At 68.3% G+C, this 14,682-nt stretch carries 12 protein-coding genes; 8 read left to right on the top strand and 4 right to left on the bottom strand.

What is annotated here, in order from left to right:
- Positions 1 to 28: 28 nt before the first annotated feature.
- Positions 29 to 1,453 carry a sensor histidine kinase gene (locus tag EJP67_RS22820; RefSeq protein WP_126023995.1) on the top strand — a complete coding sequence of 475 codons (1,425 nt, stop codon included), beginning with the start codon at positions 29 to 31 and terminating at the stop codon, positions 1,451 to 1,453.
- A gap of 21 nt (positions 1,454 to 1,474) precedes the next feature.
- Here the strand turns inward: EJP67_RS22820 and ispF are convergent, their stop codons facing one another.
- Positions 1,475 to 1,966, bottom strand: a complete 492-nt coding sequence (gene ispF, locus EJP67_RS22815; RefSeq protein ID WP_126023993.1) for a 2-C-methyl-D-erythritol 2,4-cyclodiphosphate synthase — start codon at positions 1,964 to 1,966, stop codon at positions 1,475 to 1,477.
- Positions 1,963 to 2,685: a 2-C-methyl-D-erythritol 4-phosphate cytidylyltransferase gene (ispD, locus tag EJP67_RS22810; RefSeq protein WP_126023992.1), complete on the bottom strand. Its 723-nt coding sequence runs from the start codon at positions 2,683 to 2,685 to the stop codon at positions 1,963 to 1,965. The genes ispF and ispD overlap by 4 nt, the downstream gene beginning before the upstream one ends.
- A 119-nt stretch (positions 2,686 to 2,804) precedes the next feature.
- Between ispD and mfd the strand changes: the two genes are divergently transcribed.
- Genes mfd through EJP67_RS22795 form a run of 3 tightly spaced genes read left to right on the top strand, consistent with a single transcriptional unit; the run spans position 2,805 to position 8,073 of the window.
- The gene (mfd, locus tag EJP67_RS22805; RefSeq protein ID WP_126023991.1) at positions 2,805 to 6,287 is read left to right on the top strand and encodes a transcription-repair coupling factor; all 3,483 of its coding nucleotides are present in this window, start codon (positions 2,805 to 2,807) and stop codon (positions 6,285 to 6,287) included.
- Positions 6,284 to 6,994 (top strand): phosphoserine phosphatase SerB, encoded by a 711-nt coding sequence (gene serB / locus EJP67_RS22800; protein WP_126023990.1) that lies wholly within the window; start codon positions 6,284 to 6,286, stop codon positions 6,992 to 6,994. The genes mfd and serB overlap by 4 nt, the downstream gene beginning before the upstream one ends.
- Positions 6,991 to 8,073: an Ldh family oxidoreductase gene (locus tag EJP67_RS22795; protein WP_126023988.1), complete on the top strand. Its 1,083-nt coding sequence runs from the start codon at positions 6,991 to 6,993 to the stop codon at positions 8,071 to 8,073. The genes serB and EJP67_RS22795 overlap by 4 nt, the downstream gene beginning before the upstream one ends.
- Before the next feature lie 7 nt (positions 8,074 to 8,080).
- Here EJP67_RS22795 and EJP67_RS22790 read toward each other — a convergent pair whose 3' ends face one another.
- On the bottom strand, positions 8,081 to 8,404 hold the full coding sequence (locus EJP67_RS22790; RefSeq protein ID WP_126023987.1) for a DUF6172 family protein: 324 nt from the start codon (positions 8,402 to 8,404) through the stop codon (positions 8,081 to 8,083).
- 62 nt (positions 8,405 to 8,466) lie between these two features.
- Between EJP67_RS22790 and EJP67_RS22785 the strand changes: the two genes are divergently transcribed.
- The 3 genes from EJP67_RS22785 to EJP67_RS22775 all read left to right on the top strand — a co-directional run bounded on the left by EJP67_RS22785 (position 8,467) and on the right by EJP67_RS22775 (position 12,636).
- Positions 8,467 to 8,694 carry a hypothetical protein gene (locus EJP67_RS22785; RefSeq protein WP_126023986.1) on the top strand — a complete coding sequence of 76 codons (228 nt, stop codon included), beginning with the start codon at positions 8,467 to 8,469 and terminating at the stop codon, positions 8,692 to 8,694.
- Between the two features lie 98 nt (positions 8,695 to 8,792).
- On the top strand, positions 8,793 to 10,109 hold the full coding sequence (locus EJP67_RS22780) for a sigma-70 family RNA polymerase sigma factor (RefSeq protein WP_126023985.1): 1,317 nt from the start codon (positions 8,793 to 8,795) through the stop codon (positions 10,107 to 10,109).
- Between the two features lie 130 nt (positions 10,110 to 10,239).
- Positions 10,240 to 12,636: a TonB-dependent siderophore receptor gene (locus EJP67_RS22775; protein WP_126023984.1), complete on the top strand. Its 2,397-nt coding sequence runs from the start codon at positions 10,240 to 10,242 to the stop codon at positions 12,634 to 12,636.
- A gap of 53 nt (positions 12,637 to 12,689) precedes the next feature.
- Here EJP67_RS22775 and EJP67_RS22770 read toward each other — a convergent pair whose 3' ends face one another.
- Positions 12,690 to 13,877, bottom strand: a complete 1,188-nt coding sequence (locus EJP67_RS22770; protein ID WP_126023983.1) for an aminotransferase-like domain-containing protein — start codon at positions 13,875 to 13,877, stop codon at positions 12,690 to 12,692.
- 144 nt (positions 13,878 to 14,021) lie between these two features.
- Here EJP67_RS22770 and nth point away from each other — a divergent pair, with 144 nt between their 5' ends.
- Entirely contained in the window at positions 14,022 to 14,669 is a 648-nt protein-coding gene (nth, locus tag EJP67_RS22765; RefSeq protein ID WP_126023982.1) for an endonuclease III, read from the top strand.
- Positions 14,670 to 14,682: the final 13 nt, after the last annotated feature.

Genomic DNA, 14,682 nt, shown 5'->3' with positions numbered 1-14,682 from the left:
AGCCCAGGAGGACGGCGCGCAGGTCACGATGCCGAGCCCGCTCGAAGCGAGCGCGCAGCGTGACCGCCGCCCCGGCCTCAAGCTGGGCTTCAGCCTTTTCTGGCGCACCTTCTTCCTGCTGGCGCTGCTGCTGATCGGCTGTACGGTCGCCTGGCTGCAGACTTTCCGCTCCCTCGAATACGAGCCGCGCGCCATTCAAACGGCGCACCAGATCGCCTCTCTCGTGAACCTCACGCGGGCGGCGCTGGTGTACTCCGACGCCATCACCCGGGTGTCGCTGATCAAGACGCTGGCCGACCAGGAGGGCGTGCGCATCCTGCCGCGCGAGCCCAACGACCGCTTCCAGCCCTACACCAGCGGCGCGCTCGACCTGCGCGTGACCGAGGAACTCATCGACCAGCTCGGCGAAGGCACCACGGTGGCGAGCCGCGTGAACGACGAGGCCGGCCTGTGGATCGGCTTCACCATCGAGAGCGACACCTACTGGCTGCTGCTCGACCCCACGCGCTTCAGCCGCGTGGGCGGCCGTACCTGGCTGGTGTGGCTGAGCACCGCCATGGCGCTGTCGCTGGCGGGCGCGGCGCTGATCACCCGGCTCATCAACCTGCCGCTCAAGCAGCTGTCGCGCGCGACCATGCAGGTGCGCGAGGGCGAGTACGAGGCGCACCGGCTCGACGAGCGCGCCCGCACCAACGAGATCCGCGCGGTCAACATCGGCTTCAACCGCATGGCCGACCAGCTCGCCAAGATCGAGCAGGACCGCGCCATCATGCTGGCCGGCATCTCGCACGACCTGCGCACGCCGCTGGCCCGGCTGCGGCTGGAAACCGAGATGAGCGTGGCCGACGAGGACGCGCGCGACCACATGGCGGCCGACATCGCCCAGCTCGACGCGATCATCGACAAGTTCCTCGACTACGCCCGCCCCGACCACGTCGACCCCAAGCCGGTGCTGCTGCGCGACGTGGTCGACGCCTGCACCTACGCCGTGCAGGACTACGAGGAGATGAACATCAAGGTCGAGGTGCCGCCCGACCTGCGCGTGATGGGCGACGAGGTCGAGCTCACGCGCGTCATTTCCAACCTGGTCGAGAACGCGCGCCGCTACGGCAAGACGCCTGCCACCGGCGTGGCCGACGTGACGATCCAGGCGCAGGCCAACAACGACGCGGTGCTCATCAAGGTGCGCGACCACGGCGCGGGCGTCGAGCCGGCCCTGCTCGCGCAGCTGACCAAGCCCTTCTTCCGCGGCGACGCGGCGCGCACATCCGCAGCCGGCGCGGGGCTGGGCCTGTCGATCGTGGCGAAGAACATCGAGCGCATGGGCGGCACCTTCGCGCTGACCAGCACACCGGGCCGCGGCCTGGCGGCGCACATCCGGATGCCGCGCGCGATGCCGGCGGGAATGGTCAGGCCGGGCGAGCCTCAGGGCAGCGGCAAGAAGCCAGCCTGAACAACGCCAGTCGCGCCTGCGTCAGCGATGCAGCAGAACGGCCGCGCGAGCTTCCATCGCGCGGCCCTCGCCCACGGGGCCCAGCTTCTCGGCCGTCTTGGCCTTCACATTCACCTGCTCCAGCGCCACGCCCAGCGTGTCGGCGATGCGCTGGCACATGAGCGGAATATGCGGCGCGAGCTTGGGCGCCTGCGCGATCACGGTGCTGTCGACGTTGCCGATCTCCCAGCCCGCGGCACGCACCCGGCGCGCCGCCTCGGCCAGCAGCACCGCCGAATCGGCACCGCGGAACTGGGGATCGGTGTCCGGAAAGTGCCGGCCGATGTCGCCCAGCCCCGCGCCGCCCAGCAGCGCATCGGTGATGGCGTGCAGCAGCACATCAGCGTCCGAATGGCCCAGCAGGCCGGTGGTGTGCGGCACCTCGACGCCGCCGAGGATCAGTTTGCGCCCCGCCACCAGCTGGTGGACGTCCCAGCCCTCGCCGATGCGGATGTTGAAAGGCGCGGCGGTCATGCCAGTTCCTTCCTGCGGCCGAGCAGCACGGCCTCGGCCAGGGCGAAGTCTTCCGGGAAGGTCACCTTGAAGTTCTGGGCGCTGCCGGGCACCAGCAACGGCGAAAGGCCGACGGCCTCGATCGCGCTGGCCTCGTCCGTAACGGCGTCGCCAGCGCGCTCCAGCGCGTCGAGCAGCATGCCGATGCGGAACATCTGCGGCGTCTGCGCCAGCCACTTGTCGGCGCGCGGCAGCGTCTGGGCCACCCGGCTCTCGGCGGTGGACGACTTCAGCGTGTCAGCCAGCCGCTGCGCCAGCAGGCCGCCGACGGCGTCGTGCTCGCAGGCGGCGATCAGCGCCTCGATCTGGCTGGAAGTGACGAGGCAGCGCGCCGCGTCGTGCACCAGCACCCAGTCGTGCGCGCCGGCGCCCTTCTGCCGCAGCGCCATCAGGCCGTTGCGCACCGTGGCCGCGCGGGTCACGCCGCCCACGCGCAGCAGGTATTCGTTCTCCGAGGGAAAGCGCGGCAGCACCGCATCCACGTCCCGGTCGTCCGGCGACACCACCAGCGCCAGCCCGGCGAAGCGCCCCGACATCGCGCGGAAGGCCTCCAGCGTGTGGGCCACCATCGGCAGCCCGGCCAGGCGCCGGTACTGCTTGGGCTGCGTGGACTGCGCATGTCCCGCGCGATGGCCGGAGCCGGCGCATGGGATCAGCACGAAGAGTCGGGAAGAGGACATGAGGGCCCAGCGTCGGCCGTGGCCGACAAGCGGATAAAGGGCCGCCATTCTAGAATTGACCGCTACGCACACCCCTCGCCAGCCGGCGCGGGGTGTTGTGCATTTCCATCAAGCGTTCCATGGACCTCCCCCACCTCACGGCGGGCAAGCGATTCACGCTGCCGCGTCCTCCCTTGTCGGCAGATGCCTTGCTGCTGGCGCAACTGGCCATGCGCGAGAAGGCCGCCGGGCGCGCCACCGCGATGTTCACGGCCGACGCCAACGACGCCCAGCGCCTGATCGACGAGATCGCCTTCTTCGCCCCCGAGCTGCGCTGCGCGCTGTTCCCCGACTGGGAGACGCTGCCCTACGACAGCTTCTCGCCCCACCAGGACCTGATCAGCGAACGCCTGGCCACCCTCTGGCGCATCAGCCAGAAGGAGGCCGACGTGGTGCTGGTGCCCGCCACCACCGCGCTCTACCGGCTGGCGCCGCCGTCCTTCCTGGCCGGCTACACCTTCCACTTCAAGGCCAAGCAGAAGCTGGAGGAGTCGAAGCTCAAGGCTCAGCTCACTCTTGCCGGCTACACCCATGTGACGCAGGTGGTGAGCCCCGGCGAATACGCGGTGCGCGGCGGCCTGATCGACCTGTTCCCCATGGGCTCGCCGGTGCCCTTCCGCGTCGACCTGTTCGACGACGAGATCGACACCATCCGCACCTTCGACCCCGACACCCAGCGCAGCCTCTACCCGGTGCCCGAGGTGCGGCTGCTGCCGGGCCGCGAGTTCCCGATGGACGACGACGCGCGCGGGCGCTTCCGCAGCCGCTGGCGCGAACTGCTCGAAGGCGACCCGACCAAGAGCCGCATCTACAAGGACATGGGCAACGGCGTGGCCACCGCCGGCATCGAGTACTACCTGCCGCTGTTCTTCGACGAGACGGCCACGGTGTTCGACTACCTGGGGCCGGACGCCACCGTGGTGCTGCACGGCGACCTGGAACCCGCCTTCCAGCACTTCTGGCAGGACACCAACGAGCGCTACCGCCTCGTGCGCGGCGACCCCGAGCGCCCCGCCCTGCCGCCCGAGGCGCTGTTCCTGAACGCCGAGCAGTTCTACCAGCGTGCCAAGCCGCACGCGCAGCTGGCCATCCGCGGCGACGTGGACACCGACGCGCCCTACGCCGAGTTCGACCGGTTGCCGCCCTTCGCCGTGGTGCGCGGCGCCGAAGACCCGCTGGTCGGCCTGAAGGCGCACATCGCGAAGACACCGCACCGCGTGCTGCTGATCGCCGAGAGCGAGGGCCGCCGCGAGAGCCTGCTCGACTTCCTGCGCGCCAGCGGCGTGAACCCGCCGGCCTTCGATTCGCTGGCCGAGTTCGAGTCTTCCGGCGACGAGAAGATCGGCATCGCAACCGCCGCGCTGGCCTCGGGCTTCGCGTGGCGCGAACAGGGCATCGACTTCGTCACCGAGACCGAGCTCTTCGCCACAGCGCCCACCACGCGCCGGCGCAACAAGAAGCAGGAGCAGGTCAGCGACGTCGAGGCGCTCATCAAGGACCTGTCGGAGCTCAACGTGGGCGATCCGGTGGTCCACAGTGCGCACGGCATCGGCCGCTACCGCGGCCTGATCCACATGGACCTGGGCCAGGGCAACGGCCCCGACGGCAAGCCGCTGATGCAGGAGATGCTGCACCTGGAGTACGCCGACAAGGCCACGCTCTACGTGCCCGTGAGCCAGCTGCACCAGATCAGCCGCTACACCGGCGTCAGCGCCGACGAGGCACCGCTGCACAAGCTGGGCTCCGGCCAGTGGGAAAAGGCCAAGCGCAAGGCCGCCGAGCAGGTGCGCGACTCGGCCGCCGAGCTGCTGAACATCTATGCTCGCCGCGCGGCACGCGAGGGCCATGCCTTCCGCTACTCGCCAGCCGACTACGAGGTGTTCGCCAACGACTTCGGCTTCCAGGAAACCGCCGACCAGAAGGCGGCCATCCACGCCGTGGTGCAGGACATGATCTCGCCGCAACCCATGGACCGCCTCGTGTGCGGCGACGTGGGCTTCGGCAAGACCGAGGTGGCGCTGCGCGCCGCCTTCATCGCAGTTACCGGCGGCAAGCAGGTGGCATTCCTTGCGCCCACCACGCTGCTGGCCGAGCAGCACTACCAGACACTGGTCGACCGCTTCGCCAAGTGGCCGGTGAAGGTGGCCGAGATGAGCCGCTTCCGCTCGGCCAAGGAAATCACCGCCGCCGCGAAGGGCCTGGCCGACGGGCAGGTCGACATCGTCGTCGGCACGCACAAGCTGCTTTCGCAGTCGGTCAAGTTCAAGAACCTGGGCCTGCTCATCATCGACGAGGAACATCGCTTCGGCGTACGCCACAAGGAGGCGATGAAGGCCATGCGCGCCGAGGTCGACGTGCTCACGCTCACCGCCACGCCGATCCCGCGCACGCTGGGCATGGCGCTCGAAGGGCTGCGCGACCTGAGCGTGATCGCCACCGCGCCGCAGCGGCGCCTGGCCATCAAGACCTTCGTGCGCAACGAGGGCACCGGCGTGATCCGCGAGGCCGTGCTGCGCGAGTTGAAGCGCGGCGGGCAGGTCTACTTCCTGCACAACGAGGTCGAGACCATCGAGAACCGCCGCCAGAAGCTGGAAGAGATACTGCCCGAGGCCCGCATCGCCGTGGCCCACGGCCAGATGCCCGAGCGCGAGCTGGAGCGCGTGATGCGCGACTTCGTGGCGCAGCGCCACAACCTGCTGCTGTGCTCGACCATCATCGAGACCGGCATCGACGTGCCGACCGCCAACACCATCGTGATCAGCCGCGCCGACAAGTTCGGCCTGGCGCAGCTGCACCAGCTGCGCGGGCGCGTCGGCCGCTCGCACCACCAGGCGTACGCCTATCTCATGGTGCCCGACACCGAGGGCCTGACCAAGCAGGCGGCGCAGCGGCTGGACGCCATCCAGCAGATGGAAGAGCTCGGCTCCGGCTTCTACCTCGCCATGCACGACCTGGAGATTCGCGGCACCGGCGAGGTGCTGGGCGAGAACCAGAGCGGCAACATGATGGAAATCGGCTTCCAGCTCTACAACGAGATGCTGAGCGAGGCGGTGCGCGCGCTGAAGGCCGGGCAGGAGCCCGACCTGCTGTCGCCGCTGTCGGTCACGACCGAGATCAACCTGCACGCCCCCGCCCTGCTTCCCGACGACTACTGCGGCGACGTGCACCTGCGGCTGTCGTTCTACAAGAAGCTGGCCACGGCGAAGACGCCCGACCAGATCGACACGCTGCTGGAAGAGATCGTCGACCGCTTCGGCAAGCTGCCGCCGCAGGCGCAGACGCTGATCGACACCCATCGCCTGCGCGTGCTCGCGCGGCCCTATGGCGTGGTGAAGGTCGACGCGGCGCCGGGCATCATCAACATCACCTTCAAGAAGGATCCGCCGGTGGATGGCATGGCCATCATCCAGCTGATCCAGAAGAACAGGCACATCAAGCTCGCCGGCAACGAGAAGCTGCGCATCGAGCGAGAACTGAAAGAACCCAAGGACCGGGCCCAGATGGTGCGCGACGTGCTGCGCAGCCTGGGCCAGCCCACAGTCAAGGAAACCGCCACCGCATGAGCGCTACTGAAATCTCCCCCGGCCTCGTCATCCAGCGCGTGAAGCCGCCGCTGAAGCTCGCCGACTTCAAGCTGATCGCCTTCGACATGGACTCGACGCTGATCAGCATCGAGTGCATCGACGAGATCGCCGATGCCGTCGGCAAGAAGGCGGAGGTGGCCGCGATCACCGAAGCCACCATGCGCGGCGAGATCAAGGACTTCAAGGAGAGCCTGCGCCGCCGCGTGGCGCTGCTCAAGGGCGTGCCGGTCGGGGCGCTGCAGCAGGTGTACGACGAGCGCCTGAAGCTCAACCCCGGCGCGGCCGAACTGGTGTCGGCCTGCAAGGCGGCCGGCCTCAAGGTGCTGCTGGTGTCGGGCGGCTTCACCTTCTTCGCGAACCGGGTGAAGGACCGGCTGGGCATCGACTTCGCTCGCTCCAACCTGCTCGACGAGGCCGACGGCAAGCTCACCGGCGAGGTGGTCACGCAGAGCTGGGGCGACATCTGCGACGGCGCCGAGAAGCGCCGCACGCTGCTGGAGGTGGCCTCGCTCATGGGCATCTCGCCGCAGGAGACCATCGCCGTGGGCGACGGCGCCAACGACCTGCCGATGATGGGCGAGGCCGGCCTTTCGGTTGCGTATCACGCCAAGCCGAAGGTGCGCGAGCAGGCCATGGTGGCCATCAACGAAGGCGGCCTCGACCGCGTGCTGGAAATCCTGAAATGACCGACGCCACCGCGCCTGCTCCATCGGCTCCTCTCTATCGCGCCGATGCGCTCGTCGAGTATGCGGATGCCCTGCTGCAGAAGGCCGGCCTTGCCGCGCCCAAGGCCGCCGTGGTCGCGCGCACGCTGGTCGAAGGCGACCTGCTCGGCCACGACACCCACGGTCTCGCGCTGCTGGCGGGGTACGTCAAGGAGCTTGAATCCGGCGGCATGACGCGCGACGGCGCGCCCGAGGTGCTGTCCGACCGTCCCGCCGCCGTGCTGTGGGACGGCAAGCGCCTGCCCGGCCCGTGGCTCATGGACCAGGGCATGAACCTGCTGGTGCCGCGTGCGCGCGAGCTGGGCACGGCCTCGCTGGTCATCCGCCGCAGCCACCACATCGCCTGCCTGGCCGTCTACATGCTGCGCGCGCTGCAGGAAGACATGCTGATGCTGCTGGCCTGCTCCGACCCCAACGCCGCCAGCGTCGCGCCCTTCGGCGGCACGCAGGCGGTGTTCACACCGAATCCGCTGGCGATGGGCTTTCCGCTGTCGCAGGGCGGCGTGATGGTCGACATCTCGGCCTCCATCACCACCAACGGCATGAGCAACCGCAAGCGCGCGGCCGGCGAGACCTTCGCCGAAGAGTGGCTGATCGACGCCGCCGGCAAGCCCTCGAACGACCCGCAGGTGCTGTTCGACCAGCCGCCCGGCACGCTGCTGCCGGTGGGCGGGCTGAGCCACGGGCACAAGGGCTACGGCATGGCGCTGCTGGTGGAGACGCTCACGGCCGGCCTCGCGGGCCACGGCCGCGCCGATCCGCCCGAGGGCTGGGGCGCAACGGTGCACGTCACGCTGCACGACCTGAACGCCTTCGGCGGTAAGGAAGCCTTCCTGCGCCAGATGGACCACGTGGCCGAACGCTGCCGCGCCAATGCGCCCATCGACCCGGCGAAGCCTGTGCGGCTGCCGGGCGAAGGCGGATTGAAGCGTCGGGAATTGCAGTCGAGGAACGGAGTGCGGCTGCACCCTTCGATCGCGCGCTCGCTGCAGGATGCGGAGCAGCGCCACGGCCTGCGGCTGGCGCAGGCGCTGGCCTGAGCGGGGCTCAGCCTTCTTCGGGCGGTTCGGATTCCGGCGAGCCTGCCGGGCGCGCCTTGCGCTGCGCCGGCTTGGCCAGGATCTCGATGTAGAACTGCTTGCCACCCTCCTTCGCCACGCCGTCGATCAGGCCGGTGATGGCGGAGAGGTGTATGACCTCGGCAGATTCCTTCGAGGCGCCGAAGCGGCAGTCGAAGTCCCAGTAGTCCATGCCCTCGGGCAGTTCGCGGCGCCGCTCGCGCTTGATGTACTTGCGGATCTCGTGCTTGATGGCTTCGAGTAGACGGTCGGGGTGCTTGCCCTCGACCTGAAGCTGGAAGGTTTTTCTCATGGGTGATCCTAACCCGCTGTGTACAGTCGACTCATTCCACGGACAACAGGACAGGTGACGACATGGCGCGCGCGAACGACTGGGCAAGCAAGGTGATGGCATTGATCAACGGCGGCAACCCGACCGCGGCCATCGCTCAGATCAAGGTCGCGCCCTCGGTGAAGGACCTGAAGGCGCTGCAGACGATCATGACGCTGTCGAAGATGAAAGGCCGCTATCCGAACGTGGATGCGGCCATCACGGACAACCTGGACCTGCTCGCGGCGCCCCGGCTGCACCGGTCGCCCTGAGCGTCCAGATTGCTGCACGAAGCCCTGCGGCTTGACCTCACAAATGAGAACCATTCTCGATAATAATCTGGAGAGCAATACCGACGTATTCATTCCAGATGTCCGCCCAACTCTCCTCCATCCTGCTGCTTCGCGCCTTTCAGGACAGTTACCAGGATTTGGTGCGGTTCATCGCGCGCCGCACGGGCAGCACGCATGACGCGCGCGAGTTGGCGCATGACACCTGGCTGCGCCTGGCCGAACGTGCCGAAAGCCCGCAACACGGAGGGGAGACCCCGCCGGAGCCCGCCGCACGCGCCTATGTGTACGCAGTGGCCGAGAACATCGCCATCGACCACCTGCGTCGCCGCCGGCGCGGCATGGAGCGCTTTGCCACGGCATCGCACATCGACGCCGACGACTGCGCCGCACGCGAACATGGCACGCACGACGTCGCCGATCTCTGCGCCCACCGGCAGGCCCTCGATGCCGTCGACGCCGCGCTGAGACAGCTGCCCCAGCGCAGCCGCGACATCTTCCTGGCCGACCGGCTCGAAGGCATCGGCCACGCCGCGCTGGCCGAACGCTACGGCGTCTCCATCAAGACCGTCGAGCGCGAGGTGATGCGCGCACTCGACAGCATCGAAGCCGCGCTGCATCGGTGGCGAGGCGACGCCGTGCCGGTACGCACCGGACGCCGCAGAGCCCTGTCCACGCTGCTCGGCATCGCCGGCCTGGGCATCGGCAGCGCTGTGCTTTGGCAGGCCTGGCGTCAATGGGTGCCGGACTACCAAGGGAGCCTGTCCACCGCCATCGGCCGCATCCGCAGCCAGGCCCTGCCGGACGGCAGCCGCCTCACGCTGGATGCGGACAGCCGCGCCGAAGTGACCTACTACGCGGCACGCCGAACCGTGCGGCTGCTCGCGGGCAGCGTCTTCTTCGACGTGGCGCGCGACGAATCGCGCCCCTTCGTCGTCACCGCGCTGGGCCACGAGATCACCGTGCTCGGCACACGTTTCGAAGCCGCGCTGCAAGACGGCAGTCTGTGCGTGGCGGTCGAATCGGGCCGAGTGCGGGTTCGCAGCGGCGGCGGCGAAGAGCGCATCCTCGGCGCCGGCGACAGCGCGCGCATCGATGCGTCGCGGCGGTTCACCACGGCGCATCCCGGCGAGGCCGCCGCGGTGGCGTCCTGGCGTGAAGGCTGGCTCGACTTCCACTACGTGCCGCTGGGAGAGGTCGTCTCCCGTCTCGCGCGCTACAGCCCGCGCCCGCTGCGCATCGAGCCCGATGCCGCTTCGTTGCCGGTGTTCGGCCGCGTGCAGATCGCGCAGGCCGGAACCTGGCTGCGCCTGCTGCCCGGGAGCCTGCCGGTCCAGGTGCGCGAAGAGCCTGGCAGCCCGCAAGCCATCGTCATCGCGCGCCGTTCGCAGCCCTGACATCGCATTTCTTTTGCAAATCGCGTGAGGGATTTGCGCCGCTCGGTCGTATCAGCCTGCAGAGCCCGGAAAAGTCCGCCCAGCGGACCGTCCGGATTTCCATGGCCCAGAAATGAACCGACCTCATCGCATGCCTTCCCGCACCATCATTCCACGCCGCGCCTCGCGCCACCTGATCTCCGCCGCCGCCCTGGCCTGTGCCGCCCAAGCGGGCCAGAGCGCAATGGCGCAAGGCACCCCGATGCCGCTGGCTCCGCAGGCGAGGCCGGCGGCTTTGGGCGCGGTCATCGGCGTTGCCATCCCTTCCCAGCCGCTGGACCAGGCGCTGAACCAACTGGCCCGCCAGGCCGGACTGCAGCTGCTGGCGCCGCCTGCCTTGCTGAACGGCCTGCGCAGCCAGGCGATACCGGCCGGCCTGGGCGTGGGCGCGGCCACCGCCCAACTGCTGCAAGGCACCGGCCTGGCCGGACAGACAACGAACAACACGCTGGTCATCGAACGCGCTTCGCAGGGCTCCGGCAACACGCTGCCGGCCGTGACGGTCAGCGCCTCGGCGCAGCCCGAGGACGCCATCGGCCCCGTGCCCGGCTATGTGGCCCGGCGCAGCCAGACCGCCACCAAGACCGACACGCCGCTGCTCGAAGTGCCGCAGTCGATCTCGGTCATCGGTCGAGACGAAATGGATGCACGCGGCGCCCAGGACATCATGGAAGCCGTGCGCTACACGCCCGGCGTTGCGGTCGGCAACTGGGGCTTCGATCCCCGGGGCATCGACTGGATCCTGATGCGCGGCTTCGACGCCACATCGGGCATGTCAGGCTACCGCGACGGCCTCGCCATGCCAGCCTACGCCGTGACCGAGACCTACGGGCTCGAGCGCATCGAAGTGCTGCGCGGGCCGGCCTCGGCCGTCTTCGGCCAGGGCGATGCCGGCGGCATCATCAACCGCGTGAGCAAGATGCCGGACAACACGCCGGTGCGCGAAGTCGAGGTGAAGTACGGCAGCTTCCAGCGCAAGCAACTGGCCTTCGATCTGGGTGGCGTCGCCAGCGACACGCTCAGTTACCGCCTGGTGGGCCTCGGCCTGGACACCAATTCGCAGATGCGCTACGGAGATGGCACGCCGTTCGCGAACAAGCGCACCTACCTGGCTCCTTCGCTGCGCTGGCGGCCCACGGCCAAAACCTCGTTCACGCTGCTCGGCGAATTTCTCGACAACAAGGCCAGCGACGACATCTTCAATGTCGTGGACAACGCAGGCCGCAATACCGGCATCATGCGCGGCGACCCGAAGTTCAGCCGCATCAGGAACCGCCAGGAATCGCTGGGCTACCTGTTCGAGCACGAACTGAACGACAGCTGGACGGTGCGCCACAACCTGCGCTACTCCAACGCCCGCGTCGACAAGCACATCCTGCGCCATGCGCTGCGCCCCGACAACTACACGCTCACGCGCAGCGCGCGCTCGTTTCCGGAGTGGTTCAGCCAGTGGAGTTCGGACGCGCAGCTGCAGGGCCGTGTCCGCACCGGGATCGCCGAGCACACGCTGCTGTTCGGCTTCGACGCGACCCGCGTGCGCTACACGTCCAAGGAGTTCTCCGGACCGGCACCCGGCCTCGACTTGCGCAACCCCATCAACCTGGTGCCGGTTCAAGAGCCCACGCTCCCCCGCAGCGACTACACCCAGATCACCCAGCAGCTCGGCTTCTACGCGCAAGACCAGATCAGGATCGATGACCGCTGGGTGCTCACGTTCAGTGGCCGGCAGGATCGTGTGAAGTCCGAAACCACCGACCGAATCAACAACTCCCGCAAAGGCCAGGCCGACAACAAGTTCAGCGGCCGTGCCGGCCTGAGCTATCTGATCGGCAACGGCTGGGCGCCGTATGTCAGCTATGCCACGTCCTTCATGCCGACCAGCGGCGTCGACCTCAACGGCAGCCCGCTGCGGCCGACCAGGGGCAAGCAGGTCGAAGCCGGCATCAAGTATCAGCCCGAAGACTCGCGCACTTCGTTCACAGCGGCCGTTTTCGACTTGCGCAAATCGAACGTGGTCACCTACGACCAGAACACCTTCGAGTCCCGCCAGATCGGCCGCATCCGCTCGCGCGGCCTCGAACTGGAAGCCAAGGCCGAGCTGGCTCGCAACCTGAACTTCATCGCCTCCTATACCGCGCTCGACATGAAGGTGTTGGAGAGCGCCGATACGAGAGAGCTCGGAAAGATGCCGATCCAGGTTCCCAAGCAATCCGCGTCCCTGTGGCTCGAATACACCATGAACAACGGCCTAGGCTTCGGCGGCGGCGTACGCTACATCGGCAAGCGCTGGAACCAGGTGGCCAACACCACCGCCGAAGGCGGCGTGGCTTTGCTGGACGCCACGGTGCACTACACGACCGGCCCGTGGCGCCTGGCGCTGTCGGCGACCAACCTGGCCAACCGCAAATACACCGCTTCGCGCGCATACGATAACTACTACCCCGGCAACGAGCGCACGCTGGTCGCGAGCGCCAGGTACCAGTTCTAGCCAGCGTCCGGCCGGTGGCGCGCAGACCGCGCACACCACCGGCCTTCAGCGTTTCAGAGGGCCTGGCCCAGGCGCTTCACGCCCTCTTCGATCTTCGCCACGTCGGCCGTCGCGAAGCTCAGGCGCAGAGTCGCAACGTCGGGCTTCTCCGCGAAGAACGGCGCGCCGGGCACGAAGGCCACCAGTTTCTCGATGGCGCGCTTGGCCAGTTCGTTCGCGTCGGCCAGCTTGCCGTTGGCGCCCGTCAGGCGGGCCCAGAAGAACAGTCCGCCGTTGGGCTGGGTGAAGCTCACCGCGTCGCCCAGCTCGCGCTTGAGCGCCGCGCCCATGGCCTGCGCGCGCTGGCCGTACACCTCGCGCACATGCGCCAGCGTGGCGGGCATGCGGCCGCTCTTGAGGTACTGCGCGGCCGTGGCCTGCGAGAAGGTGCTGGTGTGGGCGTCGCTGAACTGCTTGCACATGGTGGCCTTGGCCAGCAGCTCGGGCGGCGCGATCATCCAGCCGATGCGCAGGCCGGGGCTCAGCACCTTGCTCAGGCTGCCGCAGTGCGCGAGCAGTTCGCGGCTGCCGGGCACGTCCTTGCTCAGCGACATGATCGAAGGCGGCGGGGCCTCGCCGAAGTAGAGGTCGCCGTAGGGGTCATCCTCGACGATCAGCGTCTGGTACTTCACGGCCAGCTCCAGCACCTTCTTGCGGCGCTCCAGGCTCAGCATGGCGCCGCTGGGGTTGCCGAAGGTGGGAATCAGGTAGACGAACTTGGGCTTGTGCTCGGCGATGAGCTTCTCGAGCTCGTCGGTCTTCACGCCATTGGCGTCGATGGGCGCGCTGATGAGCTGCGCGCCGTAGAGGCGAAAGCACTGGATGGTGGCCAGGAAGGTCGGGCCCTCGACGATGACCTTGTCGCCGGGCGAGATCATGGTCTTGCCCAGCAGGTCCAGCGCCTGCTGGCTGCCGGTGGTGACGATCAGGCCGCTGGGGTCGACGTCGACGCCCTTGGTCTTCATGAAGGAGCTGAGCTGCGTGCGCAGGGGTTCGTAGCCTTCGGTGGCGCCGTATTGCAGCGCGCCGCCGGGTTCCTCGGTGAGTGCCTTCTGGCTCGCCTCCTTGAGGCCTTCGACGTCGAACATGGCGCTGTCGGGGAAGCCGCCCGCGAAGCTGATGATGCCTGGCTTGCCCAGCAGCTTGAAGAGTTCGCGGATGGCGGAGGTCTCGACGTTGTCGAGGCGGGAGGCGAATTGCATGGTCGGTCTCTCTTTCTGGGGTGGCATTGTCGCCAAAGCGCGGGCAATAAAGCTGCGTAAGGCTATCTGCTTTCGACGATATATTGCGGCTGCCGCCCTTGCCGGCCCCTTGCCGGCCCCCTGCCTGCCGCACTTCCGACGCCCATGAAAAAAGACAACATCCCCCTCTTCTTCGCCACCCTGCAGGCGGCCAACCCCGAGCCCGAGACCGAACTGGAGTACAGCACCCCCTTCGAGCTGCTGGCCGCCGTGCTGCTGTCGGCCCAGGCCACCGACGTGGGCGTGAACAAGGCCACCCGCAAGCTCTTTCCGGTGGCGAACACGCCGCAGGCCATCCTCGATCTGGGCGTGGAGGGGCTGGAGGAATACATCAAGACCATCGGCCTGTACCGCAGCAAGGCCAGGCACCTGATCGAGGCCTGCCGCATGCTGGTGGAACAGCACGGAGGCGAGGTGCCGCGCACCCGCGCCGAGCTGGAAGCGCTGCCGGGCGTCGGCCGCAAGACGGCGAACGTGGTGCTGAACGTGGCCTTCGGCGAGGCGACGATTGCGGTCGACACGCACATCTTCCGCGTAGGCAACCGCACCGGGCTGGCTCCGGGCAAGACGCCGCTGGAGGTGGAACTCAAGCTCGAGAAGCGCGTCCCACTGGAGTACCGGCTGCATGCCCACCACTGGCTGATCCTGCATGGCCGCTACATCTGCGTGGCGCGCAAGCCGCGCTGCTGGGAATGCGCGGTGGCCACCTTCTGCTCCTACAGGCCCAAGACGCCCGCGCCCAGATCGGCCTGAGACAAGACAACCA

The organism is Variovorax guangxiensis (genome assembly GCF_003952165.1).
GTDB lineage: Bacteria > Pseudomonadota > Gammaproteobacteria > Burkholderiales > Burkholderiaceae_C > Variovorax > Variovorax guangxiensis.
The sequence above is the reverse complement of the archived record's forward strand: the minus strand, read 5'-3'. Positions and strand labels throughout refer to the sequence as shown.

Coding starts and splice junctions, on each gene's coding strand:
- EJP67_RS22820 (WP_126023995.1), top strand. CDS start 29: ATGCCGAGCCCGCTCGAAGCGAGCGCGCAGCGTGACCGCCGCCCCGGC.
- ispF (WP_126023993.1), bottom strand. CDS start 1,966: ATGACCGCCGCGCCTTTCAACATCCGCATCGGCGAGGGCTGGGACGTC.
- ispD (WP_126023992.1), bottom strand. CDS start 2,685: ATGTCCTCTTCCCGACTCTTCGTGCTGATCCCATGCGCCGGCTCCGGC.
- mfd (WP_126023991.1), top strand. CDS start 2,805: ATGGACCTCCCCCACCTCACGGCGGGCAAGCGATTCACGCTGCCGCGT.
- serB (WP_126023990.1), top strand. CDS start 6,284: ATGAGCGCTACTGAAATCTCCCCCGGCCTCGTCATCCAGCGCGTGAAG.
- EJP67_RS22795 (WP_126023988.1), top strand. CDS start 6,991: ATGACCGACGCCACCGCGCCTGCTCCATCGGCTCCTCTCTATCGCGCC.
- EJP67_RS22790 (WP_126023987.1), bottom strand. CDS start 8,404: ATGAGAAAAACCTTCCAGCTTCAGGTCGAGGGCAAGCACCCCGACCGT.
- EJP67_RS22785 (WP_126023986.1), top strand. CDS start 8,467: ATGGCGCGCGCGAACGACTGGGCAAGCAAGGTGATGGCATTGATCAAC.
- EJP67_RS22780 (WP_126023985.1), top strand. CDS start 8,793: ATGTCCGCCCAACTCTCCTCCATCCTGCTGCTTCGCGCCTTTCAGGAC.
- EJP67_RS22775 (WP_126023984.1), top strand. CDS start 10,240: ATGCCTTCCCGCACCATCATTCCACGCCGCGCCTCGCGCCACCTGATC.
- EJP67_RS22770 (WP_126023983.1), bottom strand. CDS start 13,877: ATGCAATTCGCCTCCCGCCTCGACAACGTCGAGACCTCCGCCATCCGC.
- nth (WP_126023982.1), top strand. CDS start 14,022: ATGAAAAAAGACAACATCCCCCTCTTCTTCGCCACCCTGCAGGCGGCC.